Here is a 22,631-nt window from a genome sequence, read left to right on the forward strand (position 1 = left end):
GAGCGCATAATGAGCCTAAATAGAAGAGACTTTTTGTCATTATGTTTAAAAGGCGGGGTATCGGCAGCCGCTTTAACCAGTTTGCAGCTACAAGCGCTAACGGGGGCAACTAATGCAATAGAACTCGGTGATTATAAAGCCCTAGTGTGTGTATTTTTATACGGCGGAAACGACTCACTTAATATGTTGCTACCCCTTGAGGGAGAGCAGCGTAGTTTATACGAGCAAAGCCGGCAAAACCTCGCAGTAGACAATCCGCTAGCGTTAAGTGTTTCTCAGCAGTTTGCAGGTGGCGTGGGAATTCATCCCTCACTTGCGCCTTTACAGAGCGTGTTTGAGTCGGATGATTTAGCCTTTGTTGCTGGCGTAGGCACTTTACTTACTCCCACCACATTAACAGATTACAAAAATAACGCGGTGCCTTTACCTAAGCATTTATTTTCGCATAACGATCAGCAAGCGTCATGGATGTACGGCCGAGAAAAAGCCTCTTTAAACAGTGGGTGGGGCGCACGTATGCTAGAGCGATTAGCTGTGGAGGATCAGTTTGCGGCAAATATCTCTCTCGATGGCACTAATTTATGGCAAACAGGCACAAATACCAGTGCCTTTGCGCTTAACAAAAGTGGCATAAGCACAATTAACGCCTTTGGAGGTTATCAGCCCCGCACTGAGCACGTTACTAACATAATGAACCGCTTGCTAGGCAATGCAAGCCATGTACTAGGGCGTGAATATGCGAATGGCTTAAATAGCGCAATTACCAACACGCAAACGATGAACAGTGCGCTTGAACAAGCCCCAGCGCTTACTACCACCTTTAGCGATACTAGCTTGAGTGAGCAATTAGCCGCGGTGGCCAAAGCTATTAGTGTGCAGTCGTCGTTAAGTACTCAGCGCCAAGTATTTTTTGTCTCTATGGGGGGGTTTGACACCCACGATGATCAGCTTACTGCGCACCCTGCGTTATTAAATACGCTAGCTCAAGGACTCAGCGAGTTTAACAGTGCCATGAAAGAGCTGAACATGAATGATAAAGTCACCACGTTTACTATGTCGGACTTTGGCCGCACGCTCACCTCAAACGGCGATGGCACCGACCATGGCTGGGCGGGTAATCAAATAGTAATGGGCGGCGCGGTAAAAGGCCGTTCTATTTATGGCCAGTTACTTACTCAGCAATTAGAGGGCGAATACGATACCGGAGGCGGGCGGTTAATTCCGCAAGTGGCTAACGAGCAATACTTTGCAACGTTAGCGCAGTGGTTTGGCGTGCCTGTTTCGGAGCTGGTTGATATTTTTCCTAATTTAAGTAACTTTAACAGCGCTACCTTAGACTTTTTTGTGTAATGATACTGACACGCCAGCCTAGGTACGTTAGTTTAAGGTTAAAGCGCCGCTGCTTGATAATAAAAATGCGTTATTTAGTTGTTTTAATTAGCTTATTTTAAGGTTTTTGAACAAAGCTTATTATTTAAAGCACTTAAGTATCACTATACAGTGGCGTGAGCTGTTAATTGTAATCTAAACCCAGTGCTTGGCAGTATAATGTACTGGTTTCAAATACTTAAAATTAAAGATCACACATGATAAAGGAATCATAATAATGAAAATTTTAGTGAGCTTAGTAAGTTTAATCGCTTTTTTACTCGTTTTACTGCCAGGGCCTTTATATAAGTATGGCGTTGTTGAACTAAGTACTGCGTTTACAGGGTTTAGATTTGGTGTGTATGTGGGTGGCGCTGCATTAGTGCTGCTTGTTATACAGGTTATTTTTATGCGTAAAACGCTTAGCATGGGCAGCACTTTAATGGCATTGGTGTTTGCAGCCATCGCGATTGCAATGCCACTGAGCATGATGAGCAAGGCTAAAAGTGTACCCGCGATCCATGATATTTCGACCGATTTAATTAACCCGCCAAAATTTGTGGCAATTCTACCGCTGCGAGCGGATGCTAAAAACCCAGCTGAATACGCAGGAGAAGAAACAGCCACGCAGCAACGCAAAGCTTACCCTGAGCTAAAAACACTAAATTATGCACAATCAAAAACAGACTTATTGGCTGCTACCGAGCAAGCGGTTAAAAATTTAGGGTTTGAGCTTGTTAATGTTAATGCGGCTACGGGCATTGTAGAAGCAACGGATACCACCACATGGTTTGGTTTTAAAGACGATGTAGTTGTGCGTATCAATGATGAAGGCAGCCAGCGCTTTGTCGATATACGCAGTAAGTCACGCGTGGGGCGAAGCGATTTAGGAAAAAATGCTGAACGTATACATTCACTCATTGATGAGATAAATACGTTACTGGATAAGTAACCAACATTTAAGTTAAAAAAGCCCAACCTTGTTGGGCTTTTTTGGTCAGGGTGCATTCACTGCGCCGGCGTTAGTGTAAACCACATCAAAGTGCATACCAGTATTATTTTTAGAGACAGCCCTTATGGGATTGGTTTTAAAATAAAGCACTTAAATAAGCAAAAAGGTAGACGACTTAAATTTTTACAGACTATGGAGTTGTTATGAAAACAGTAGGATATGCAGCAAAAAGCGAAGGTGCGCAACTAGGTGAATATACTTTTGAGCGCCGCGATTTACGCGATAACGATGTAGAAATTGAAATTTTATATTGTGGCGTATGCCACTCTGATTTACATGCAGTGCGCAATGACTGGGGAGGCAGCAGTTACCCGTTAGTCCCTGGGCACGAAATTGTAGGTAAAGTAAAAGCCATTGGTAGCGCTGTTAAAAACTATGAAAAAGGTGACACGGTAGCGGTAGGTTGCATGGTTGATTCATGCCAAAGCTGCAAACAGTGTGATAACGGCGAAGAGCAATTTTGCCAAGAAGGCATGGTAGGCACATACGCAGGTAAAGATAGAGTAACCGGCGAGATGACCCAAGGTGGCTATTCTAAACATATTGTTGTTCGTGAAGAATTTGTACTATCAGTCCCTGAAAATCTAGAGCTTTCGCGCGTTGCCCCTTTATTATGTGCAGGTATCACTACTTACTCTCCATTACATAAGTGGGGCGTTACAAAAGGCAGCCGTGTTGCCGTTGTAGGGCTTGGTGGCTTAGGTCACATGGCTGTTAAAAATGCCGTAGCCATGGGCGCGAGTGTAACTGTGGTTGGGCGAAGTGAGTCTAAAAAAGATGACGCAGTAAAACTTGGCGCGCAGCATTATTTAGTGTCGACTGACGAAGATGCAATGAAAGCGTCGCAGTCGGCTTTTGATATTATTATTGACACCGTACCTGTTAAGCACGATTTGTCTATTTACACACCCTTATTAGACATAGATGGGACGCTAGTTATTGTTGGGCAGGTTGGCCCTGTAGAGGAGCTAAACACAGTGCCTCTTTTAATGGGTCGTCGGCGCATCGCAGGCTCACTAATTGGTGGGATAGAAGAAACCCAGCAGATGCTAGATTTTTGTGGCAAAAATAACGTATTGCCAGAGTGCGAAATGATTAATATTGACCAAATAAACACCGCGTATGAGCGAATGGAAAAGTCAGACGTACGCTATCGTTTTGTTATTGATATGGCGTCGTTAGAGGCCCAGTAAGGTGGGTGACTAAATACCCTTGTTAAAGTAAAAGAGCGGCTAATTGTATTAGCCGCTCTTTTTATATGCTTAACACGTTTGTGCTGTGGGTTGTTGTTTATTAAGTTGCAAGTAGCTTAAAAACCACATTACTAAGCCGCCTAAAAACAACGCCGCTGCGACATAACCTGTTTGGTTAGGCGCTGCACCTTGTGCAATAACAGCCCCGCCAACCCAAGGGCCGATAGCATTTGCGGTGTTAAATGCGCATTGTACTAATGCACCAATCATTGCATGGCCCTCTGGGGCTACATCCATTAATAAAGATTGAATAAGCGTTGCCAAACCTACACTGCAACCAATAAAAAATATAACCGCATACAGCATCCAAATATTGTAACTTGCGCTAACGTAGGCAATTGCAAATACGATGGTGCACACCAGTGCAAGGCCTGTGGTTTTAATGGCAGATTTATCGGCCGCTTTACCTAATATGTAATTACCTAACGTACAACCAATACCAAACATCACCATAGCGATAGAAATAGTGTAAGGGGCTGTTTTAGTTACATCTAAAATTGTATCGGCAATGTAAGTGTAAATACAAAACACGCCGCCAAAGCCAATAATAACAATACCTAAAATAGACCACACCAGTTTATTTTTAAGTACGCCAAACTCGTTAAGTAAGTTAGATGGCTTAGCGTTATCAATATTTGGCACTACTTTGTATACAAATATAAACGCAATAAACGCTAAAACCGCAGCGCCACCTAAGCAATAACGCCAGCTTAGATTTTGCCCCACCAAGGTAACAATAGGCACGCCAACGATGGTCGCAATGGTTAAGCCCATAAATACTTTTGACATAAAGCTTGCGCGTTTACCCGAAGGGGCAATATCGGAGGCAAGCAAAATAGCGGCACCAAAGTAAGCGCCGTGAGGTAAGCCACTTAAAAAGCGAAAAATAACGAGCTGCTCTAATGAGGTTGCTAATGCACTCAAACCATTAGAAATACACATTAGGCTTAAAAAAATCAGCAAAGCTTTGCGTTTTCGCATATTGGCCGTTGTAAGCATTAATACCGGCGCGCCTACTACAACACCAATAGCATAGGCGCTAATTGCATAGCCACTTTGCGAAGGGGTTGAGCCAAACGTTTCACTGATCAGCGGCAGCATAGGCATCATTGAAAATTCTGATAATCCTAAAATAAACGTACCTAGTGCTAACACTAATAAAATAGCAGCTTTATTTAACTGATTAGATGCCGACGCAACATCTGCACTCATAGAAGATCCTTTAACTTTGATTTTAAAAATAGTGAATAGCCACACATTAACTGTGTGGAGAGTAAACATATATTAGGTGTGGAGTGTGTCAGTGAGATGGCTATTTTAAGTTAAAAAGTGTACTGCGTCATGTATAAAAAATAGTATTTTTGGCTTGTTTTACTTTTGTTAACTATCAAAAAGTGCTACTTATTAGATTAATTTATAAAAAGTTTTTACAAAGCAGCTCACTAGCAAGTGTTTAATTGCTCGCAGAAAAACTAAAAAACACCTATATTTACAAAGTTGTTACATTTATTGCTAGCTTACATATTATTTTTATATTTGTTTGTTATTGTCATCCTATTATTATTCCCTAAAGGTTTAACACATGTTTGGTCTACGAAAAGATAACGCCAAAGTTGAAGAATTGGAACGTCAACTCAATGAAAGTAAATCATTACTATCCGCTATTTATAACCATGTAGCGTATATTGAATTTACACCCGAGGGAAAAATTTTAGACGCTAATGATCTTTTTTTAGATACCGTAGGCTACAAAAGAGAAGAGGTAATAGGCAAGCACCACCGGATTTTTTGCGATTCAGACTACGCTAAGTCGAGTGAGTACGGCCAATTTTGGCAAGCGCTGCAAGGGGCAAACTCAACGAGCGGTACCTTTATGCGCTTTAACGCTAATGGCGAAAAGCTATGGCTAGAGGCTACTTATTTTCCTGTTGAAGTAAACGGGGTGGTTACTAAGGTTATTAAAATAGCGTCGGATATTACAAAAAATTATGTACAGCGAAAATCTCAAGAAGCGCTCACCGAAGCGCTTGATAAGGCGCTGGCTACAATAGAATTTAACCCCGACGGCACCATAATTAAAGCAAATCAAAACTTTTTATCTACGGTGGGTTATTCACTTGCAGAAATAGTTGGCAAACATCACAAAATGTTTTGTACCGACTCTTTTTATCAAAATAACCCTCGGTTTTGGGAAGAGCTAAGCGATGGACAGTTTAAGTCGGGTAAGTTTAAACGCATAACCTCTGATGGCTCGCAAATATGGCTGGAGGCAACTTATAACCCAATTTTAGATAATAAAGGCAAAGTGATAAAAATAGTGAAGTTTGCCTCTAATATTACCGATCGCATAAAAGACAACGAAGCCGTTAGTGAGGCCGCACAAATTGCGTATGAATCGGCGGTGTCGAGTGCGCAAACGGCTAAAAGGGGCTCAGATATATTACATGATGCAATTGCAAACTCAGATGCAATTGTAAGCCAAGTACTTAAATCGGTTGATTTAATTAAAAACCTGAATGAGCAGTCAGCAGTTATCGGCTCTATTGTGTCGACCATAAGCAGTATTGCCGATCAAACTAATTTATTGGCGTTAAATGCAGCCATTGAAGCCGCCCGAGCGGGCGAGTACGGGCGAGGCTTTGCCGTGGTAGCCGATGAAGTTAGGCAGCTTGCAGCAAGCACCAGCAGTTCAACCAACGAAATTGCAACCGTAGTTAAAAACAACCAAGAGCTGACTAACGATATTTCAAAGCAAATCACCTCCGTCTCTGATTCGTCAGAGCAAGGCCGAGAGCTAATAGCGAAAGTCTCAGAAGTAATTCAAGAAATAGAACGCGGCGCAGATGCTGTTTCTGCTACAGTGTCTAAGCTTAACGCGAGTTAAGTGGCAGTAAGTTCTCAAAGTGCGACATTTTGTCGCGCTCTAAACTTGTAACTACATTATATAATTTATGCCATATATAACAGTGGCATAAATTATAAATGGCTCATATTCAACATATCCAACACACTTATTTATTCTCTCCTTTAGCACTTTTATTAACTGGCCTTTTATCTCCTGCAGTATTTGCAGATGATAACACTTTAGAAATTATTGAAGTGCATGGACAGGTACACAACAAGCACTTATCGCTTGGTTCGTCAGAGGCAATGCTTAGCAATTTAGGTGTTGATTTTTCGGCTGCGGGCGGGGTGTCTAACTTACCTATTTTAAATGGTTTAATGGGCGATAGAGTAAAAGTACTGATTGATGGCGCAGAGGTTACTGCAGCGTGCGCTAATCAGATGAACCCGCCTCTTTCTTACGTATCAGCTAATCAAGTAACGGCTTACAAAGTAGTTGCTGGTGTCTCGCCTGTAAGCGCTGGTGGCGATAACATTGCAGGTGTAATAAGCGTTAACTCAATTTCACCACAATATAGCGAAAGTAGTGAGCTTGCATGGCATTCAGGCTATGTCTCGGCTAAGTACAGCAGTGTTGATAACGGCCAAAAACTAGGTGTTGGAGCACGTTTAGCAAGCGATACTGTGAGCCTTAATTACCAAGGGTCGTTTAGTGATGCCAACAGCTACAAAGATGGAAAGGGGAATGTGGTACTTGATACATTATATCGGGCTCAAAACCACAGCCTAACTGGCGCGATACGTGACGATAAACAACAAGTTGTGATAAAGCTTACGCATCAAAAAATACCGTATCAGGGTTTTGCTAATCAGTACATGGATATGACTGATAACACCAGTTATGGCGCTATTGCCCAATATAAGCGCAGTTTTGAAAACAGCGAGCTACAAGGACAAGTTAATTGGCACAGCGTTAAACACGAAATGGGTTTTTTTAGTAAAGAAAAAACTGGCATGATGCCCATGAAAACAGATGCAAAAGATATAAGCACACAGCTTAAATGGCGCCTTACAATTGATCAAAATAGCTCATTACTACTTGGACAAGAATATTATAATTGCCGCATTGATGATTGGTGGCCGGCGATTGAAGGCTCAACCATGATGGGGCCAAATGATTATATAAATATTAATAACGGTAAGCGTGAGCGTATTGCCTTATTTGCAGAATATGCAAGCCAAATCAATAACAAGCTCTGGTTAAATACGGGTATAAGGGTTGAGCGTGTTAATACACAGGTTGATGAAGTACAAGCCTATAACGATGGCATGATGAATACGGGCAGTATGAGCGCAATGACAACTGCCAATAATGCGCTAGCTGCCAATAACTTCAACAATGCAGATAGAGACAAAACCGACACCTTAGTTGATGTAAATGTATTAGCTAATTATCAAATTACACTTTATGACGAGCTGCAATTAGGCCTAGCCCGCAAAAACAGAGCCCCTAATTTATATGAACGTTACAGTTGGGGTGTAAGTAATATGGCAAGCACTATGATTGGCTGGTACGGCGACGCTAATGGTTATATTGGTAATCCAGAGCTTGATGTAGAAACCGCAAATACCATTAGTGCAACGTATTCAAAAACAGCAAAAAATGATGCGTGGCGGGTAAGTGCTAATGTGTGGTACACCGATGTAACGGACTACATTGACGCAAATATTGTACGTAGTTTTAATAGTTATGGGTTAGCAAATACAACACGTAATATTTTGCAGTTTAGTAATGTTGACGCCACACTTTATGGCGCAAAGCTTGATATAAGTAAGTCACTTTATCAATCAACACAGTTTGGCGAATGGCAATTAAAAGCAAACATAACGAGCACTCGTGGTAAGCGCCGCGACACTAACCAACCGCTTTATCAAATTAAGCCGTTACATACAGCGCTCTCATTAAGCCAGCAAATAGGGATATTTGAAAATGCACTGTTGTGGCAATGGGTGGATACAAAATCACGCGTTGATGTTAACCGCTTAGAAAACCAAACCGTTAGTTACAGCTTAGTTAATATAAGCTCTAAAGCTTCTTTTGATGCGCTTACGCTGGGTATTGAGGTGGTAAACTTATTTGATACGTTTTACCAATTACCCCTAGGCGGGGTAAGTATTGCAGCGCTTAAGCAAGGTAACAGCACGGGGTTTACTCAATTAGCTGGGCAAGGGCGCTCATTTAATATAAGTGCCAGTTACGCATTTTAAACCCATATAAAGCATTGAGAATAGGTTGCTTGGCGCTTTAGTTTAATCTGATGTTGGCGTAACTTGCTCGGCGTTGGTTGTTTGCTGCGCCTCTAAAGCTAGTTTTTCACGCTCTGCTTTTGATACATACGCCGGTTTATTACTTTTATGCAATTTAGCATTAGCACGTTTATCTTTTTTCTGAAATTTGGTGACAATTTTTTTGCGGCGGTTCATTAGTACTAATACTCTGATTAATTAAGGTCGCGCATTATACAACCAATGCAATGTAAGCCGCTATCTAAATTTAAAGCGCGATTGTTGTAACCCTGCCGCAAAGCGCTATTTAATACTATTGCTTGGCGGTATAATTTAGCTTTAATACCAATTTAATTATTTAAGCGATTTATTATTGCGCATTGGTAGTAATGATTCATACAAAAGGATACGTTTTGAAAAAGTTAGCTTTGCTTTGCAGTGCTTTATTTGCTTTTAGCTCACATGCACAATTACATACAAATATTGATAGTGTTGCCGATTACGCTGTGAATACTTATCAACAATCACAAATTCACACGTTAACTAATTTAGTGGCTTTTCCTACGGTAAATAAAGAGTCGATACCCGCGCCACAAAATCCTGACTTTATTAATTTTAAATCAGTATTAAAAATGAAAGCTGCAGAGCTTGGGTTTGATTACCAAGACCTAGGCTACACCGTGCTTATAGGCATGGGAGATCAAAACGAAAAGGTTACCGTTGTAACCCACGGTGACGTACAACCGGCCAATGCTAGTAAGTGGAAACAAAGCCCATTTATTATTGATACCTCAGAGCCTGGAAAATTAGTCGGTCGAGGCACAGAAGACGACAAAGGCGCAATAGCCACCGCACTATACGCCATGAAAGCGATTAAAGATAAAGGCATAGAGCTTGATAACCGCATAGAGCTGATGATTTACCTAGCGGAGGAATCTGACTGGGGCCCGCTTACTGAATTTATGAAAACCTACGAGCAGCCAAAATACGCCGTAACTATTGATGCATCATACCCAGTTGTAGTAGCCGAAAAAGGCTGGAGCTTAGTTGCTCCTACTTTTAATGCTACCTCAAAACAAACAGGTGTGTATGTGAGTGATTTAGCGGGTGGCGCGTTTAAAAGCCAAATACCAGAAGATGCAAGCTTAGTGCTGCATAACGCAAGCGCTGTAGTTATTAACTTATTAAAAGCTAAAGCTAAAACACTTAGTGAAGTTGAGTTTAACTTTGAAGAGCAAGCTGAAGGCTTAAAAATAACTGTAAAAGGGGTGTCTGCGCACTCATCAGAGCCAGAGTCGGGCGTTAATGCTATTGCACACCTGAGCGAGCTATTTAAAGACGTCGCACTTGAAAATAATAGCGATGGGCAGCTTATAAAATTTGTAAATCAATTAATTGGCTTAGATATTCATGGTAAGCAATTTGGTAATATTGCCTACGAGCATGAATTCATGGGCCCAATGAGCGTAGCCCCTACCGTAATTGAACGCGATGGTAACGCACTAACGTTAGCCATTAACGCGCGCCGCCCAGTTGGTAAAGATGAAAACCTACTTAAAGCGCAAATAAACAGTGCGATTAAGGAATGGGAAACTGCAAATAACGTAACGCTTACTAAAGTCGAGACCATTATTGGTACACCCATGCTGTTAGATAGCGCACCGCACGCACAAAAGCTGCTTGATATTTTTAAACATTTTACAGGTGACGAACAAGCTGACTTTGTATCAATTGGCGGAGGCACTAACGCAAAATTATTTGATAATGCAGTATCGTTTGGCCCTTCAATGCCAGGCAAACGTTATACTGGCCACTCAGAGCATGAATTTATTACGCTTGAGCAATTAGCGCTTAATTTACGTATGTATACCGCAATGATGATAGAGCTAGGTAATATGTAAGTTATAGCTGTTTTAATATAAAAGCCGCCTTGTTTAACTGAAGTGACTCCAGCAAGGCGGCTTTTTTGTATTTACTAAAACTGAGCTACAAAACTGAGATTGTATATATCGTAGTCATCGTTATCGGTGTAATTAGCGCTAAAATAGTAGTTATCGTTAATAAAGTATTTACCTTCAACAACTAAATCTGAGTCGTATAAACCAACGCCAACTGCAACATGCTTATTAAAGTAATAATTTGCCAACACATTAAAAATTGAATCATCGCCAGCATCGAGATAGTCAGCATTTATAGTAAAGTAGCGTTCATCGTAAAGGTGAGCAAAGTAACGTGATGATAAGTCCCACGACTCTATTTCATCATCCGTCTCAACAGTAAAACCAATGTAGTCGGTGTCATTAATTTGGTGATTATATTGAGCTTTAAACAAATAAACTGTGTCACCATATTCGTAATCTACCATGCGTGCAGATACTTTTAACGAATCAGCAAATAAGTAACCTATGCCAAGTGAATAGGTATCAGTATCGCCAATATTAGGCAGCTCTATGGTTGCAAAAGCATTACCGTAAAAGCCTTCTCCAAAGATCCCTTTTCTACTAAAACCATCTGAATTAAAGTAATTTAAGCCTATATTACTATCTGTATTTAGGTAGCCATAATCATCCCACACTCCCGAGCTTTGTTGCTCTTCAAAGTAATAATGCGTAGATAATCCGTACACATTATCGCTGTAATAGCGTGAATCAATTTTTGCGTAGTTAATTGTATTAAACCATTGCTTTGATGCTGATTGTTCGGCGTTTACTGACGGTGCACAGCTAAGTGCAAGCAAAGAGAGTGGTATTAAGTAGCGCATAAGTATCCTTTCTTATTAATTAAATAGGTGTATCTAGAAAAGGTATTATATTAAATACTCTTTAAAATACATTTAAATAATTGTAAGTAACTGTATGTTTGTATAAGTATTTGTAGAGATGCGCTTGAAGGGGCTGCTATAAATTTATGACTAATGTCATATTAACTGATGACAAATAGCACCTTTCAGGCTTAAAAATTAAGGCAATAATAACCTTACATTTTAAGAGGAGAGCAAACATGAATACACCAGCATTTTTTGATAATTTAAAACGTTACTTTGTGGCTTTGGTATTTTTGACCGCGATAAACTTAATTACATCGCCAAATTATTTATGGGTAGTGTGGCCTGCTTTAGGGATGGGTATAGCACTGCTAAATGAGTTATTAAACTCAAATAACTCAAAAAGGGTTAGGGATGAGTGTTAAGCCAAGTAACAGGTTACCTGGCTTAACGCGTAAAACCGTAAGGTTTAAAAATTACGTTTTATGCGGTTGAGTCGAGCGTTGCGTTTAGGGAGATTTCGGTATTAAGTAGCTTTGAAATAGGGCAGCTTTTTTTAGTTTGCTCACACAATGCCTGAAATTGTTCGTTAGCAATATCTTTAATACGTGCGTTTACTTCAAGCGCTATATGGGTGACTGCAAAGCCGTCATCAACCTCATCAAGGCTTACGGTGGCTTTAGTATCAATTTTATCGGCTTTAAAACCGGCATCGCCAAGTGCAAGCGAAAGCGCCATACTAAAGCAGGCACTGTGCGCAGCTCCCACTAATTCTTCTGGGTTAGAACCAGGCTCGTCTTCAAAGCGAGTATTAAAACCAAATGGTTGTTTATCAAGTGCGCCGCTTTGTGTAGAAATACTGCCTTTACCTGTTTTAATATCGCCTGACCAGGTTGAGTTTGCCGTTTTATTAATCGTCATCATCTTCTCCTTGCGTTGCATGTAAGCTTTTCAGGCTGAGTAAGTGCTATTTACATAAAACACCTAAATACAGCCTTAAAAGCCGAGTTATTCATACCATTGCAAAATAGACGCCAGCTCACGTGTAGCATAAAGGATTAATACCTTTTACTTTTTATTACGTTTACAACGCTCTGAGCAGTAAATAACGTTATCCCAATCGCGCTGCCACTTTTTACGCCACGCAAAAGGCTTGTTGCAAACAGGGCACATTTTTTGTGGTAAGTGACTTTTTTTATGTGCCATATTAATTACTTGTTGCGGTGTTTTTATGTTTACGAGTAAGCCCTACATGCTTTTTTAATATGTTAGGAATTGCACGTTTAACATCGGCGCGCTCGCGGTATTGCCATAAACGTTCGCGCGCTTGTTTAGAGGCTTGAGTTAAATCAAGCATGGGCTCGGGGTAGTCTTCACCAAGTTTAAAGTCGTTAAACAACGCTTCCATTGGTGTTTGTTGCCAAGGCTCGTGTAAATATTCTATCGGCAGCTTTTCAAGTTCGGGGCACCATTTTTTAATAAAGGCGCCGGTTGGGTCTTGATCTTCAGATTGCTTAATTGGGTTGTAATGCCTAATGGTATTAATACCCGTAACTGAGGCCTGCATTTGTATTTGTGGGTAATGAATGCCAGGTTCAAAGTCTAAAAAGTAATTTGCCAAAGGTAAGCTTGCCTGCTGCCAGCTTATATTTAAATGATGCGTTACAAAGCTAACCAACATAGCGCGCATTCTAAAATTAATATAGCCCGTGGTTTTTAAACAGCGCATACAGGCATCAATAATGGGTATACCCGTTTGGCCTTGTGCCCAGCGTTCAATATCGTGTTGTACGTTGTCATCGTTTCTATATGGGAACTGATGATACCCCGCATTGAGCGCTTTAAATTCCATCGTACTCTCACTTTCAAATTTTTGCATAAAATGGCAGTGCCAATGCAAACGCGATACAAATGCAGCAAGCGGGCGCTTCCAGCCTTTTTTGCTTGGGTGTTTTGCATGGTATGCATCAATAGCCATTTGATAAACCTGTTTAAGGCTAATATTACCCCAAGCTAAATAAGGCGAAAGCCTAGAGCAATGAATACGGCTTAAGCTGGGGCTAGATATGCCTTTTTGATACCCCTTACCGCGCTCAGCAAAAAAGCTTTGCAATATTGTGTGCGCAGTTAAAGGCCCACCTACTTGAAAGTTGTCATCATTTTGCGTGTAGCTGTCGGGCAATTTAGGTGTTTGGTAGTTATTAAGTGTAATGGTTTTTATGTTTTTCCAATTAGGAATAGCAATAGGAGCCTGCATTGTTTGTTGCCAGCGTGCGTTCCAATCTTTACGGTTTTTTTTGCCACGAATAACGCCGCCCGTTTGTGACTCAAGCCAGTTAACTTTGTTAGCTTTACACCATGTAGCCACGGCTTTATCGCGTTCAAAGGTATTGTTTAAGCCAATTTCTTGATGGCTAAATATGTTTGCTATTTGGTATGTTTGATTAAGCGTGTTTAACAGTGTCAGAATGTTTTGGTTAAAAATATACAGCGTTGCTTTGTAGCGAGTTAGCTGCTGATTTATTTCGCCTATTGATTGATAAACAAAACGCCAATGGCGCGCATTATAATGTGCATCCTCAAGCATTAGTGGCTCAAAGTTGTATAGCAGTAACGTGGGTAAATCATCACTAAATGCATTTTTAAGTGGTTGATGGTCGCTAAGGCGTAAATCGCGTTTAAACCACACTATGTTTATTTTTTTGCGCATATTTAAAAAAGTGGCTGCAGTTATGAAATACTGTACGCAATAAAGCGCTTTTACGATTTGCAGTACGACGTATAAAGGAAAATTATGTTTTTAGATTTAACGCAAAGCACGCAGCACAATGTTTACTCGTATTTAGTGGGGGGTATTAGCCCACGGCCTATTGCTTGGGTAAGCACACTTAGTAAGGAGGGGATTGCTAATATTGCCCCTTACTCTTTTTTTACAGTGGCCAGTTGTAACCCGCCAGTGCTGAGCGTGACCCAAGTAAACCCACGCGACAAAGCCAATAAAGATACGCTTTTAAACCTTCAAGCCACTAACAACTGCGTGGTTAATATTGTTAGTGAAGAGCTAGTAGAGAAAATGAATCAAAGCTGCGCTAATTATCCACATAATGTGAGTGAATTTGAGGCGGCAAATATTGAAACAATCGCCAGTACACACGTAACATCCCCAGGCGCCGCAGCGGCTAAAGTAAGATACGAGTGCACCTTAAGAGACGTTATTCAGATAAGCGACGAACCAGGTGGCGGCAAAGTTATGCTACTCAACGTGGTGGGGATTTATATTGACGATAACGTGTTAGTGAATGGCTATATAGACCCCACGCGATTAAACAGCGTAGGTAAAATGGGTGGAGACTACTTTAGCTCTACTAAAGATAAATTTGTACTAAAGCGGCCACAATTGTAAAATAACAGATTAACTTTATACACTTACTGTTAACTCATTAAGCGTTACCTATAAAACAAATGGATATTGAATGTCTAAACTTTACCTCACTTTAGTATTTGCCCTACTTAGTTTTAGCTGCCTATCAGCCTCTGATAAAAAGCTACCCATAGAAGCGTTTGCAGGCTTAAAAAGCATAAGCCAAGTTAAGCTCTCACCAGATGGAAATAACATTGCGTATGTTAGAAACCTTGATGGCGATTTAGTTTTAATGGTCCAAAGCCTTACAACAGGCAAGGGCAAGCCGATTATTAAATCGGATAACCACACTGTATTTTTTGACTGGTTTAGTTGGGCAAATAATGATGTGTTGTTATTGGGCGCACGATACATTAAATATCAATTTGGAGGGGTTAAGTATGCGTCTACATTAATGTATTCGTATAATCTAAGTGATGATAAAGGAATAAAACTGGCGTTTAGAGCAAACAACACGCGTGATGAAAAGCAGCCTCAGTTTTCTGACCGAATTATTAGCTTTTTACCGGAGCAAGAAAATAAAATACTCGTGCAGGGCGACTTTAAAATTGCCAATACCCCAGCTGTGTATGAACTTGACCTAACTACCTTACGCAAAAAACAAATACAACGTGCTCGTGCAGATGTAACCAGTTGGTTTGCTGATAGACAAGGCAAGGTTCGTATTGCTAAAAAAATGGATGAAACACAATTCACTTACGAGCTGTACAACGAGCAAAATGAGTCGTGGCAAACACTATTTAGCTACGAAGTATTTAGTGAGCAAAGCATTTCGATACTTGGCTTTGATAAAGACCCTAACTTTTTATACATCACTGCGCTACATGAAGGGCGTGATGCATTATTTAAGCTTAATCTAACAACTAACAAACGTGAGCTCATTTTTAGCGACGACAAGTATGATGTAGATGGCGATATTTTTTACTCCCGTAAAACTGGCGAAGTGGCAGGCTTTACGCATTCGCATTTAGAAGATGGTATTGCGTATTGGGATGAAGATTTAGACAAGCTACATCGCTCTTTACGAGCATCACTACCTAAAGATTCATTTGAAATGGATATTGTTAGCACCAGCGACGATCAGCAAAAATATGTACTTTATGTCAGCTCAGATAAAACATCAGGCGCCTACATGTTAGGTGACAGAAAGCGAGGTGACTTAACATTTTTTGCAGACGTTTACCCACACATTAACGAAAGCGTATACGCCGGTAAAGAGCACATTAGCTATAAAGCACGTGACGGGCTTATTATAGAAGGCTACTTAACGCTGCCTGTTGGCTATGAGAAAGGCGATAAGTTACCCACTATTATATTTCCACATGGTGGGCCTATGGCGCGCGACTATGCAGGCTTTGACTATTGGACTGCGCTACTGGCATATAATGGTTATGCCGTGTTACAGCCTAACTTTCGTGGCTCAAGTGGTTATGGTTATGACTTTTTAATGCAGTCGATCCAAGGTTTTGGTTTAGCCATGCAAGATGACTTACAAGATGGAGCTAACTGGTTAATAGACCAAGGGATTGCTCAGCCAGATAAAATTTGTATTGGTGGCGCAAGCTACGGTGGGTATGCCGCCTTAATGGCTGTTATTAAACACCCTGAAACATTTAAATGTGCGGCAAGTTTTGCAGGGGTAACTGACCTTGAGCATATTGTGAGTAAAGCCCGACACTTTACAAACAAAGACATAGTACGAAAACAGTTTGGAACAAATAGCGATAAGTTAGAGGCCAATTCGCCGGTCAATTTTGCTAAATCAATCAACAAACCTGTTTTACTTGTGCATGGTAGCGACGACAGTGTTGTCCCTATTTACCATAGTAGAGAAATGGAAGATGAACTAGATGACGAAGATAAAGATGTTACTTACATTGAGCTAGAAGATGGCGATCATTACTTGTCCTATCAGCCGCATAGAATTAAAACGTTACAAGCGTTTCTCGATTTTTTTGATAAGCATTTAAAAAACGATTAATAACAAAGGCGACTTAGGTCGCCTTTTTTGAGCGTAATTTTTCATATAATGCACATTGTTTGCACTTTTACTTGTTAACGTTATACGTTGTTGTTAAAGGCGCTATTTATAAGTCGCTATAATAGAACACGCAATTAATACAATTGTTATTACAGACTATTCTTTAAAGGGCTTAGAGCTTTTAAAAATACGTTTTAGCAGTAAAAAAATACGCAATAAATAACAGCTCAAATGCTTTTAGAGTCAGGTTTATAAAAAATAAATGAAAATTCATAACAAACTTTTTTTAATATTATTTAGCTTCACCTTTAGCATTATTGCAGGGCTAGTTGTGCTTATTCAGTACAGTATTGGCCAAGGTATTATTGATTTTGTAAACGCCAAAGAAGTAAAAGCATTAGAGCCATTAGCGGTACAGCTGGCTAATAAATACGCGCAAACTCCCTCGTGGGATAAAATTATAGGCAACGATCAGCGCTTTTTAAGGTTGGTTGAATCGCAATTGCAATCAAGCCAGTTTTTACCTAGTTTACGCGATATGCCACAGCGCCCAGAAATTCGCGGTGAACGCAGACCCAGACCCCCACAGCATATGGCGCAACGAGATCAACGCCCACCGCCCGAGCATGCCGCGCACTATGCACTACTGGATGAAAACCAGCAGCGTATTTTTGGTAAATTATTTGAGGATTTAAAGTACATTAAAACGCCCATAGAGCTTGAAGGTAAAACAATTGCTTACCTTGCTGTTTCAAAAAGAAAAAGCCTAGCAGATGGGTACGAGCTGGATTTTTTAAAGCAACAAACTAACTATTTATGGCTTATTGCGTTAACCGCAGGGCTACTTACCTTAATGTTGTCTTTTTTACTGGCAAGGCATTTAGTTGGCCCTGTAAAGCAAATAGCCAGTGGTATGCATAAGCTAACCAAAGGGCAGTACAGCACCAAACTTTTATTAGATAGAAAAGACGAGCTGGGCCAGCTTAGTGAAGATTTTAATACCTTGGCCTTTACGCTCGCTAAAGATGAGCAAGTACGTAAACGCTGGTTAGCTAATATTTCTCATGAACTAAGAACGCCAATGAGCATTTTACTCGGTGAGCTCGAAGCTATGCTGCTTGGAATACGTGAACCAAATAATAAAAATATAAGTTCTGCTAACGATGAAGCGCTGCATTTAAAACGCTTGATTGACGACCTACACATGCTAAACAGCGCAGAGCTAGGTGGCATGCATTACACCATGCAACCTACCGACGTAGGCTTTTTACTTAACTCCATAGAGCAAAAGTATCACGTTATTTTTGAGCAGCACGCTATTAATTTTTACTTTCTTAATAGTGCTAACAACACCACAGTAAACGCAGATAAAACACGTATACTGCAATTGCTAGATAATATCTTAATGAATGCGGTGCATTACGCCCAGTGCTCAACTATTTCTTTAAGTGCCAATAACGTAAATATTAAAGGCCAAGCCTATTTAGAGCTTATAATAGAGGACAACGGGATAGGCGTTGAGCAAACGCATTTATCGCACTTGTTTGAATATTTATACCGTGTAGACAGCTCTCGCAATCGCCAAGAGGGAGGCTCTGGTTTAGGTTTGTCTATTTGTCAGCATATCGTTAAAGGTCATAATGGCGAAATATCAGCCGAAAAAGCCAGTATTGGCGGGCTTGGCATTGTTATTAAATTACCCTTATTAGTTCAGTAGAGGATATATATGAGTGAGCAAATACTCATTGTTGAAGATGAAATAAAACTTGCCAATTTAATGAGCGACTTTTTAACAAGTCATCATTATCAAACGCACCTTATTCATCATGGTGATGAAGTACTTAGCTGGCTTGAAAGTAATAAGCCAAGTGTTATTTTATTAGATATTATGTTGCCAGGGCAAAGCGGTATAGAGCTGTGCAAAGCGATAAGAAAGTTTTCTAATGTGCCCATTATTATGGTTTCGGCAAAGGTGGAGGAGATTGACCGGTTACTCGGACTTGAACTGGGCGCCGATGACTATATTTGTAAACCGTTTAGTTATGCTGAGCTGGTGGCGCGTGTAAAAGCAATTTTAAGGCGTGTTAATACCACAAAAGAGCCGGTAAATAATGCCATGACACTGGATGAAAGTACTTACAGTGTAAATTATAAAAATAGCAGTATAGAACTTACTAATTTTGAATTTCAGCTATTTAAGCCTTTGTATTCAAACCCTAACAGAATCTATTCACGCGATAGCTTAATGGACACCATGTACGCAGACCAACGTATAGTTAGCCACCGTACTATAGACAGCCACATAAAAAAGTTACGTAAAAAGCTTGATGAAGTAACGCAAACCGACAGCGTTATTCAGTCGGTTTACGGTGTGGGCTATCGGTTTGTTCACCCTCAATAGCTAAACGTGAACGCAGTTTTACTCATCGTCAGCGTTTTTAATACGCTCTAAACGGTCGAACTCTTCGTATTCGGCCGCTTGTATTTCATCGAGTACCGCATCTACGTCTGCAGATTCGTTACTGTCTTCAAATTCTCCGCTGAGCACAGTGTTTGGCGTTAAGCTAGCCTCTTCAAACAGTGCCCACATTTCTTTAGCGTAATGGGTGTTTAATAGGCTAGGTGCAAACTGCGCATAATAACGGCGTATGTTGTTTACATCGCGCGTAAACATTGCTTGCGCACTGTTATTGGCTGCGGCGTTTACAGCTTGTGGAAGGTCAATAATTACAGGCCCTTTACTATCAACAAGTACGTTAAATTCCGATAAGTCACCGTGGATAATACCAGCGCACAGCATTAATTTAATATAATGAACCATCATACTGTACTGCTCAATAGCGTCTTGCTGTGTAAGGGTCACATGCCCTAACTGTGGAGCAACATCTCCGTCTTCATCGCACACAAGCTCCATTAACAACACGCCATCAATACAGTAATAAGTATCAGGAACTCTGACGCCAGCGCGTGATAAACGTGAAAGCGCGTCTACTTCTGCATTGTGCCAAATTTCTTCTTCTAGTTGTCGCCCATAACTAGAGCGTTTATCCATGGCGCGGGCTTGGCGTCCGCCTCTTACTTTTCGGCCTTCTTGATACTGAGCTGCCTTTTTAAAGCTGCGTTTAACGGCATCTTTGTAGACTTTAGCACAGCGAATTTCGCCACCGCTGCGCAGCACAAATACATCCGCTTCTTTACCGCTCATTAAGCGGCTTATCACTTCATCAATTAGGCCATCATCAACGAGTGGCTGGAGGCGTTTAGGTATTTTCACTGCGATACAACTAGAAAAATTGGAAGATTAAACATGTATGTTAATAAGTCCTTAGTATGTTAGCTCTCAAAACAGGTGTTGAAAGTGGTTTTAAGTAATTAGTTATCACAATAACCGAAATACCGAATAAGGTAAAAATAACATGATAAAAATCGGATTTATTTTTATTTCCTTATTGTTTGCACAATGTTTGCGTTTTTTAAGCGTACTTTATATTCATACCCTTTATTAATATTTAACCCAAGGTGACCACGATGAAGCATTTTTCTACTTTTGCCGTTGCTGCATTATTATCAATGGCTTTTTCAGCCAATGTTGCAGCCAGAGGCGGTGATAACCCACCACCTAAACCTGACTTTTCAAGCATAGATGCAGATGGTGACGGTGTGATTAGCCTTGCAGAATTTAGCGAAAGTGCGCCACCGCAAGGCGATGCGCAAACTATTTTTGACGAAATAGATGCCGATGGGAATGGCGAAATTAGCGAACAAGAATTAAGTGAACACAAGCCACCACGCCGCGCACGTTAAGGGAGAAAAATATGATCAACAGTATTGGTAGCTCAGCGAGTTTTATGACTCAACAATCTAGCCAAGTAAGCGCTTTAACTTCAGAGCAAACTGAGTTTGTTAAAGAAACACTTGCAGAATTTGATGCACAAAACCTAAGCACGGAAGATGCGCAAAGTATTCAAGCTGCATTTGAAGAGCAGGGGAGCTCACCGACAAAAGAGTTGGCTGATTTAATGAGCGAACTTGATTTTGACGCTAAAAGTATTGGCGATGCAGGACGCCCTGAAGGACAGCGCCCGCCACCGCCGCCGCAAAACTCTTTAGAATCTGTTGATACTGACGAAGTGGTTAGCTACTTAGATGAGTTATTAACTGAGTATTCAAGCCAGCTATCTGATGAAGATAAAGAATCAATTCTTTCATCGGTACAAGAAAAATTTGGCTTAAGTGAAGGTGATTCACTGCTAAATGTAACTGCTTAGGTGTTATAACTTGAGGTAAAGCTGACTGTTTATCCTTAGGTCTTAAGTCCAAAGCCCGGCAATTATTTTGTTGGGCTTTTTTATTATACCAATTCGCTTAATTGATGACGTATTATTGCGCATTGATATTACTCTGCTTGAGGCAAAAAAATCGCGCTAATAGCCCCTAACAAACCGAGCAGGCTATACAACAAAATAAGCTGTGCGGTTGATAAAAATGCTTCTAAAAGCCCTATACTGCCTAACATTAAAAGCAAAATGCCTATTACAGTATTACTAACCGACACGTAATCAGTGCGTTTATTGCCTTGTGCCATATCTACTAAATAGGTTTTACGCCCGAGCCGTACGCCTTGATGAGCAATGCAAAGCAAAAAATAAAAACCAGGTATTACCCAAGCATATTCAAACAGCTGGCTATACCATGTGGCTATTACAAACACACTCACCCCGTTTATGGTGACAAGTAACGCACTGATCACAAGCACCTTTTGGCTAGAAAAATCGCTGAGTCTTCCCCATATTGGCCCAGAAATTAAACTTGCTAAGCCAGACACGGCTAAAAATACTGCCAATAATGAAAATTCAAACTGCTGAGAGCTTGCTAAAATAATATAAAAAGGCGCGCTTAGGGCTGAGCAAAGTAAAAAGGCGCGGGTAATTACAAAGTGTGCAAATTGTTTATCTTGATAAAGCAGCTTTAATTTACTTAGCGCATTTAAAAAGCCATTTTTACCGCCTTGTGTCGCCCCTTTGTATTCGTTTATGCGGCTATAAAAAAGTGCAGCAACAACCCACAAAACGGCGCCTAAACACAGCGCAATTAATACCGTATTTTGCTCTTTTTGCCCCGAAAAAAACCACATCATTAAACCAAAAGTGAGTGTTGCAAAGCCAGCTATACTTGCCGCCAGGCCACTAATATTGCCCCGCTTTTTTTTAGGAATAACTTTACCTAATACATCTTTAGCGGCAATAGAATTAAACCCGCGGGCGAGGCTAAAGAGCACCAGCAGAGCTAAAATTGCATAGCCAGCCTGAGCGCCTTCTAGCACAAATGAAACACCAACCATAGCGCCAATACATACCGCTTGGGCAAATGCACCGCAAACCCATACCCACTTTCTTACAGAGAGTTTACGGATAATATTGGCTATCGCTAATTGTGGTAATAAAGAGCCAGATTCTCTTATAGGCACGAGCCACGCTATAAACGCGCTTGGCACGTTTAAGCTTTGCATTAACCAAGGCAGAGTTATTTTAGGGTTGAGGAGGGCATCGGCAAACTTACTAAAAAGCTGGCTTGTTAATAAAAGAATAAAGTTACCGGCCACTTCTTTGCAGTCATCTTCGTTTATGTCTTTACAGGCGCGTGCGTCTTCATCGTTGTTAAGGCGTTTATAGACTTGCTCTTTAGTGAGTTTTTTCATACTG

At 40.7% G+C, this 22,631-nt stretch carries 20 protein-coding genes and 2 pseudogenes; 14 read left to right on the forward strand and 8 right to left on the reverse strand.

Translation table 11 applies throughout. From position 1 onward, the window contains the following. The first annotated feature begins 9 nt into the window (after positions 1-9). From PSH48_RS00725 to PSH48_RS00735, 3 genes are all read left to right on the forward strand, one after another. Complete coding sequence (locus PSH48_RS00725) at positions 10-1,350, forward strand: DUF1501 domain-containing protein (protein ID WP_273610720.1); 1,341 nt, start codon at positions 10-12, stop codon at positions 1,348-1,350. A 256-nt stretch (positions 1,351-1,606) separates the two neighbouring features. Continuing rightward, positions 1,607-2,320 (forward strand): DUF1499 domain-containing protein, encoded by a 714-nt coding sequence (locus PSH48_RS00730; RefSeq protein ID WP_273610721.1) that lies wholly within the window; start codon positions 1,607-1,609, stop codon positions 2,318-2,320. 203 nt (positions 2,321-2,523) lie between these two features. Then, positions 2,524-3,573 carry an NAD(P)-dependent alcohol dehydrogenase gene (locus PSH48_RS00735; RefSeq protein WP_273610722.1) on the forward strand — a complete coding sequence of 350 codons (1,050 nt, stop codon included), beginning with the start codon at positions 2,524-2,526 and terminating at the stop codon, positions 3,571-3,573. Between the two features lie 69 nt (positions 3,574-3,642). Here the strand turns inward: PSH48_RS00735 and PSH48_RS00740 are convergent, their stop codons facing one another. Further along, positions 3,643-4,845: an MFS transporter gene (locus tag PSH48_RS00740; protein ID WP_096042083.1), complete on the reverse strand. Its 1,203-nt coding sequence runs from the start codon at positions 4,843-4,845 to the stop codon at positions 3,643-3,645. A 370-nt stretch (positions 4,846-5,215) separates the two neighbouring features. Here PSH48_RS00740 and PSH48_RS21235 point away from each other — a divergent pair. From PSH48_RS21235 to PSH48_RS00750, 3 genes and pseudogenes are all read left to right on the forward strand, one after another. Further along, positions 5,216-5,986: pseudogene (locus PSH48_RS21235) on the forward strand (PAS domain-containing protein); the annotation flags it as partial. A 105-nt stretch (positions 5,987-6,091) separates the two neighbouring features. Further along, positions 6,092-6,517: pseudogene (locus PSH48_RS21240) on the forward strand (methyl-accepting chemotaxis protein); the annotation flags it as partial. Positions 6,518-6,615: 98 nt separating this feature from the next. Next, entirely contained in the window at positions 6,616-8,745 is a 2,130-nt protein-coding gene (locus PSH48_RS00750; RefSeq protein ID WP_273610724.1) for a TonB-dependent receptor plug domain-containing protein, read from the forward strand. 42 nt (positions 8,746-8,787) lie between these two features. Here the strand turns inward: PSH48_RS00750 and PSH48_RS00755 are convergent, their stop codons facing one another. Next, complete coding sequence (locus PSH48_RS00755) at positions 8,788-8,961, reverse strand: DUF2986 domain-containing protein (protein ID WP_004587415.1); 174 nt, start codon at positions 8,959-8,961, stop codon at positions 8,788-8,790. Between the two features lie 215 nt (positions 8,962-9,176). Here PSH48_RS00755 and PSH48_RS00760 point away from each other — a divergent pair, with 215 nt between their 5' ends. Continuing rightward, positions 9,177-10,664 carry a dipeptidase gene (locus PSH48_RS00760; RefSeq protein WP_273610725.1) on the forward strand — a complete coding sequence of 496 codons (1,488 nt, stop codon included), beginning with the start codon at positions 9,177-9,179 and terminating at the stop codon, positions 10,662-10,664. Between the two features lie 74 nt (positions 10,665-10,738). Here PSH48_RS00760 and PSH48_RS00765 read toward each other — a convergent pair whose 3' ends face one another. Continuing rightward, the gene (locus PSH48_RS00765; protein WP_273610726.1) at positions 10,739-11,524 is read right to left on the reverse strand and encodes a putative porin; all 786 of its coding nucleotides are present in this window, start codon (positions 11,522-11,524) and stop codon (positions 10,739-10,741) included. Between the two features lie 239 nt (positions 11,525-11,763). On the opposite strand from PSH48_RS00765, the gene PSH48_RS00770 reads away from it, so the two are divergent. Continuing rightward, positions 11,764-11,952, forward strand: coding sequence for a 2TM domain-containing protein (locus tag PSH48_RS00770; protein WP_004587412.1), 189 nt, complete (start codon positions 11,764-11,766; stop codon positions 11,950-11,952). A gap of 58 nt (positions 11,953-12,010) precedes the next feature. Here the strand turns inward: PSH48_RS00770 and PSH48_RS00775 are convergent, their stop codons facing one another. The 3 genes from PSH48_RS00775 to PSH48_RS00785 form a co-directional block, all read right to left on the reverse strand. Continuing rightward, positions 12,011-12,448 carry an OsmC family protein gene (locus PSH48_RS00775; RefSeq protein WP_273610819.1) on the reverse strand — a complete coding sequence of 146 codons (438 nt, stop codon included), beginning with the start codon at positions 12,446-12,448 and terminating at the stop codon, positions 12,011-12,013. A 147-nt stretch (positions 12,449-12,595) separates the two neighbouring features. Then, positions 12,596-12,733 carry a DUF2256 domain-containing protein gene (locus tag PSH48_RS00780; RefSeq protein ID WP_024034255.1) on the reverse strand — a complete coding sequence of 46 codons (138 nt, stop codon included), beginning with the start codon at positions 12,731-12,733 and terminating at the stop codon, positions 12,596-12,598. Position 12,734: 1 nt separating this feature from the next. Beyond that, positions 12,735-14,237, reverse strand: a complete 1,503-nt coding sequence (locus PSH48_RS00785) for a cryptochrome/deoxyribodipyrimidine photo-lyase family protein (RefSeq protein WP_273610727.1) — start codon at positions 14,235-14,237, stop codon at positions 12,735-12,737. 84 nt (positions 14,238-14,321) lie between these two features. On the opposite strand from PSH48_RS00785, the gene PSH48_RS00790 reads away from it, so the two are divergent. From PSH48_RS00790 to PSH48_RS00805, 4 genes are all read left to right on the forward strand, one after another. Next, positions 14,322-14,930: a flavin reductase family protein gene (locus tag PSH48_RS00790; protein ID WP_154944808.1), complete on the forward strand. Its 609-nt coding sequence runs from the start codon at positions 14,322-14,324 to the stop codon at positions 14,928-14,930. A 70-nt stretch (positions 14,931-15,000) separates the two neighbouring features. Next, complete coding sequence (locus tag PSH48_RS00795) at positions 15,001-16,929, forward strand: S9 family peptidase (RefSeq protein ID WP_004587407.1); 1,929 nt, start codon at positions 15,001-15,003, stop codon at positions 16,927-16,929. A gap of 262 nt (positions 16,930-17,191) precedes the next feature. Continuing rightward, complete coding sequence (locus PSH48_RS00800) at positions 17,192-18,646, forward strand: ATP-binding protein (protein WP_273610728.1); 1,455 nt, start codon at positions 17,192-17,194, stop codon at positions 18,644-18,646. A 9-nt stretch (positions 18,647-18,655) separates the two neighbouring features. Further along, positions 18,656-19,330: a response regulator gene (locus PSH48_RS00805; protein ID WP_029773415.1), complete on the forward strand. Its 675-nt coding sequence runs from the start codon at positions 18,656-18,658 to the stop codon at positions 19,328-19,330. 18 nt (positions 19,331-19,348) lie between these two features. On the opposite strand, the gene PSH48_RS00810 is transcribed toward PSH48_RS00805, so the two are convergent. Continuing rightward, positions 19,349-20,203: a PA4780 family RIO1-like protein kinase gene (locus PSH48_RS00810; RefSeq protein WP_273610729.1), complete on the reverse strand. Its 855-nt coding sequence runs from the start codon at positions 20,201-20,203 to the stop codon at positions 19,349-19,351. A gap of 254 nt (positions 20,204-20,457) precedes the next feature. On the opposite strand from PSH48_RS00810, the gene PSH48_RS00815 reads away from it, so the two are divergent. Together PSH48_RS00815 and PSH48_RS00820 are read left to right on the forward strand one after the other, a co-directional pair. After that, positions 20,458-20,733 carry an EF-hand domain-containing protein gene (locus PSH48_RS00815; RefSeq protein ID WP_004587403.1) on the forward strand — a complete coding sequence of 92 codons (276 nt, stop codon included), beginning with the start codon at positions 20,458-20,460 and terminating at the stop codon, positions 20,731-20,733. A gap of 11 nt (positions 20,734-20,744) precedes the next feature. After that, positions 20,745-21,197 carry a hypothetical protein gene (locus PSH48_RS00820; protein ID WP_273610730.1) on the forward strand — a complete coding sequence of 151 codons (453 nt, stop codon included), beginning with the start codon at positions 20,745-20,747 and terminating at the stop codon, positions 21,195-21,197. A gap of 128 nt (positions 21,198-21,325) precedes the next feature. Here PSH48_RS00820 and PSH48_RS00825 read toward each other — a convergent pair whose 3' ends face one another. After that, positions 21,326-22,627, reverse strand: a complete 1,302-nt coding sequence (locus PSH48_RS00825) for an MFS transporter (protein ID WP_273610731.1) — start codon at positions 22,625-22,627, stop codon at positions 21,326-21,328. Positions 22,628-22,631 lie beyond the last annotated feature (4 nt).

Origin of the sequence: Pseudoalteromonas sp. Angola-4 (assembly GCF_028599265.1) — a bacterium.
In the GTDB taxonomy this organism is placed as follows: Bacteria; Pseudomonadota; Gammaproteobacteria; order Enterobacterales; family Alteromonadaceae; genus Pseudoalteromonas; species Pseudoalteromonas atlantica.

What these genes read in the sequence shown, in the direction of transcription:
- PSH48_RS00790 (WP_154944808.1), top strand. Translation starts at nt 14,322, where the DNA reads ATGTTTTTAGATTTAACGCAAAGCACGCAGCACAATGTTTACTCGTAT.
- PSH48_RS00730 (WP_273610721.1), top strand. Translation starts at nt 1,607, where the DNA reads ATGAAAATTTTAGTGAGCTTAGTAAGTTTAATCGCTTTTTTACTCGTT.
- PSH48_RS00765 (WP_273610726.1), bottom strand. Translation starts at nt 11,524, where the DNA reads ATGCGCTACTTAATACCACTCTCTTTGCTTGCACTTAGCTGTGCACCG.
- PSH48_RS00740 (WP_096042083.1), bottom strand. Translation starts at nt 4,845, where the DNA reads ATGAGTGCAGATGTTGCGTCGGCATCTAATCAGTTAAATAAAGCTGCT.
- PSH48_RS00820 (WP_273610730.1), top strand. Translation starts at nt 20,745, where the DNA reads ATGATCAACAGTATTGGTAGCTCAGCGAGTTTTATGACTCAACAATCT.
- PSH48_RS00815 (WP_004587403.1), top strand. Translation starts at nt 20,458, where the DNA reads ATGAAGCATTTTTCTACTTTTGCCGTTGCTGCATTATTATCAATGGCT.
- PSH48_RS00805 (WP_029773415.1), top strand. Translation starts at nt 18,656, where the DNA reads ATGAGTGAGCAAATACTCATTGTTGAAGATGAAATAAAACTTGCCAAT.
- PSH48_RS00725 (WP_273610720.1), top strand. Translation starts at nt 10, where the DNA reads ATGAGCCTAAATAGAAGAGACTTTTTGTCATTATGTTTAAAAGGCGGG.
- PSH48_RS00775 (WP_273610819.1), bottom strand. Translation starts at nt 12,448, where the DNA reads ATGACGATTAATAAAACGGCAAACTCAACCTGGTCAGGCGATATTAAA.
- PSH48_RS00795 (WP_004587407.1), top strand. Translation starts at nt 15,001, where the DNA reads ATGTCTAAACTTTACCTCACTTTAGTATTTGCCCTACTTAGTTTTAGC.
- PSH48_RS00770 (WP_004587412.1), top strand. Translation starts at nt 11,764, where the DNA reads ATGAATACACCAGCATTTTTTGATAATTTAAAACGTTACTTTGTGGCT.
- PSH48_RS00825 (WP_273610731.1), bottom strand. Translation starts at nt 22,627, where the DNA reads ATGAAAAAACTCACTAAAGAGCAAGTCTATAAACGCCTTAACAACGAT.
- PSH48_RS00800 (WP_273610728.1), top strand. Translation starts at nt 17,192, where the DNA reads ATGAAAATTCATAACAAACTTTTTTTAATATTATTTAGCTTCACCTTT.
- PSH48_RS00735 (WP_273610722.1), top strand. Translation starts at nt 2,524, where the DNA reads ATGAAAACAGTAGGATATGCAGCAAAAAGCGAAGGTGCGCAACTAGGT.
- PSH48_RS00785 (WP_273610727.1), bottom strand. Translation starts at nt 14,237, where the DNA reads ATGCGCAAAAAAATAAACATAGTGTGGTTTAAACGCGATTTACGCCTT.
- PSH48_RS00755 (WP_004587415.1), bottom strand. Translation starts at nt 8,961, where the DNA reads ATGAACCGCCGCAAAAAAATTGTCACCAAATTTCAGAAAAAAGATAAA.
- PSH48_RS00750 (WP_273610724.1), top strand. Translation starts at nt 6,616, where the DNA reads ATGGCTCATATTCAACATATCCAACACACTTATTTATTCTCTCCTTTA.
- PSH48_RS00780 (WP_024034255.1), bottom strand. Translation starts at nt 12,733, where the DNA reads ATGGCACATAAAAAAAGTCACTTACCACAAAAAATGTGCCCTGTTTGC.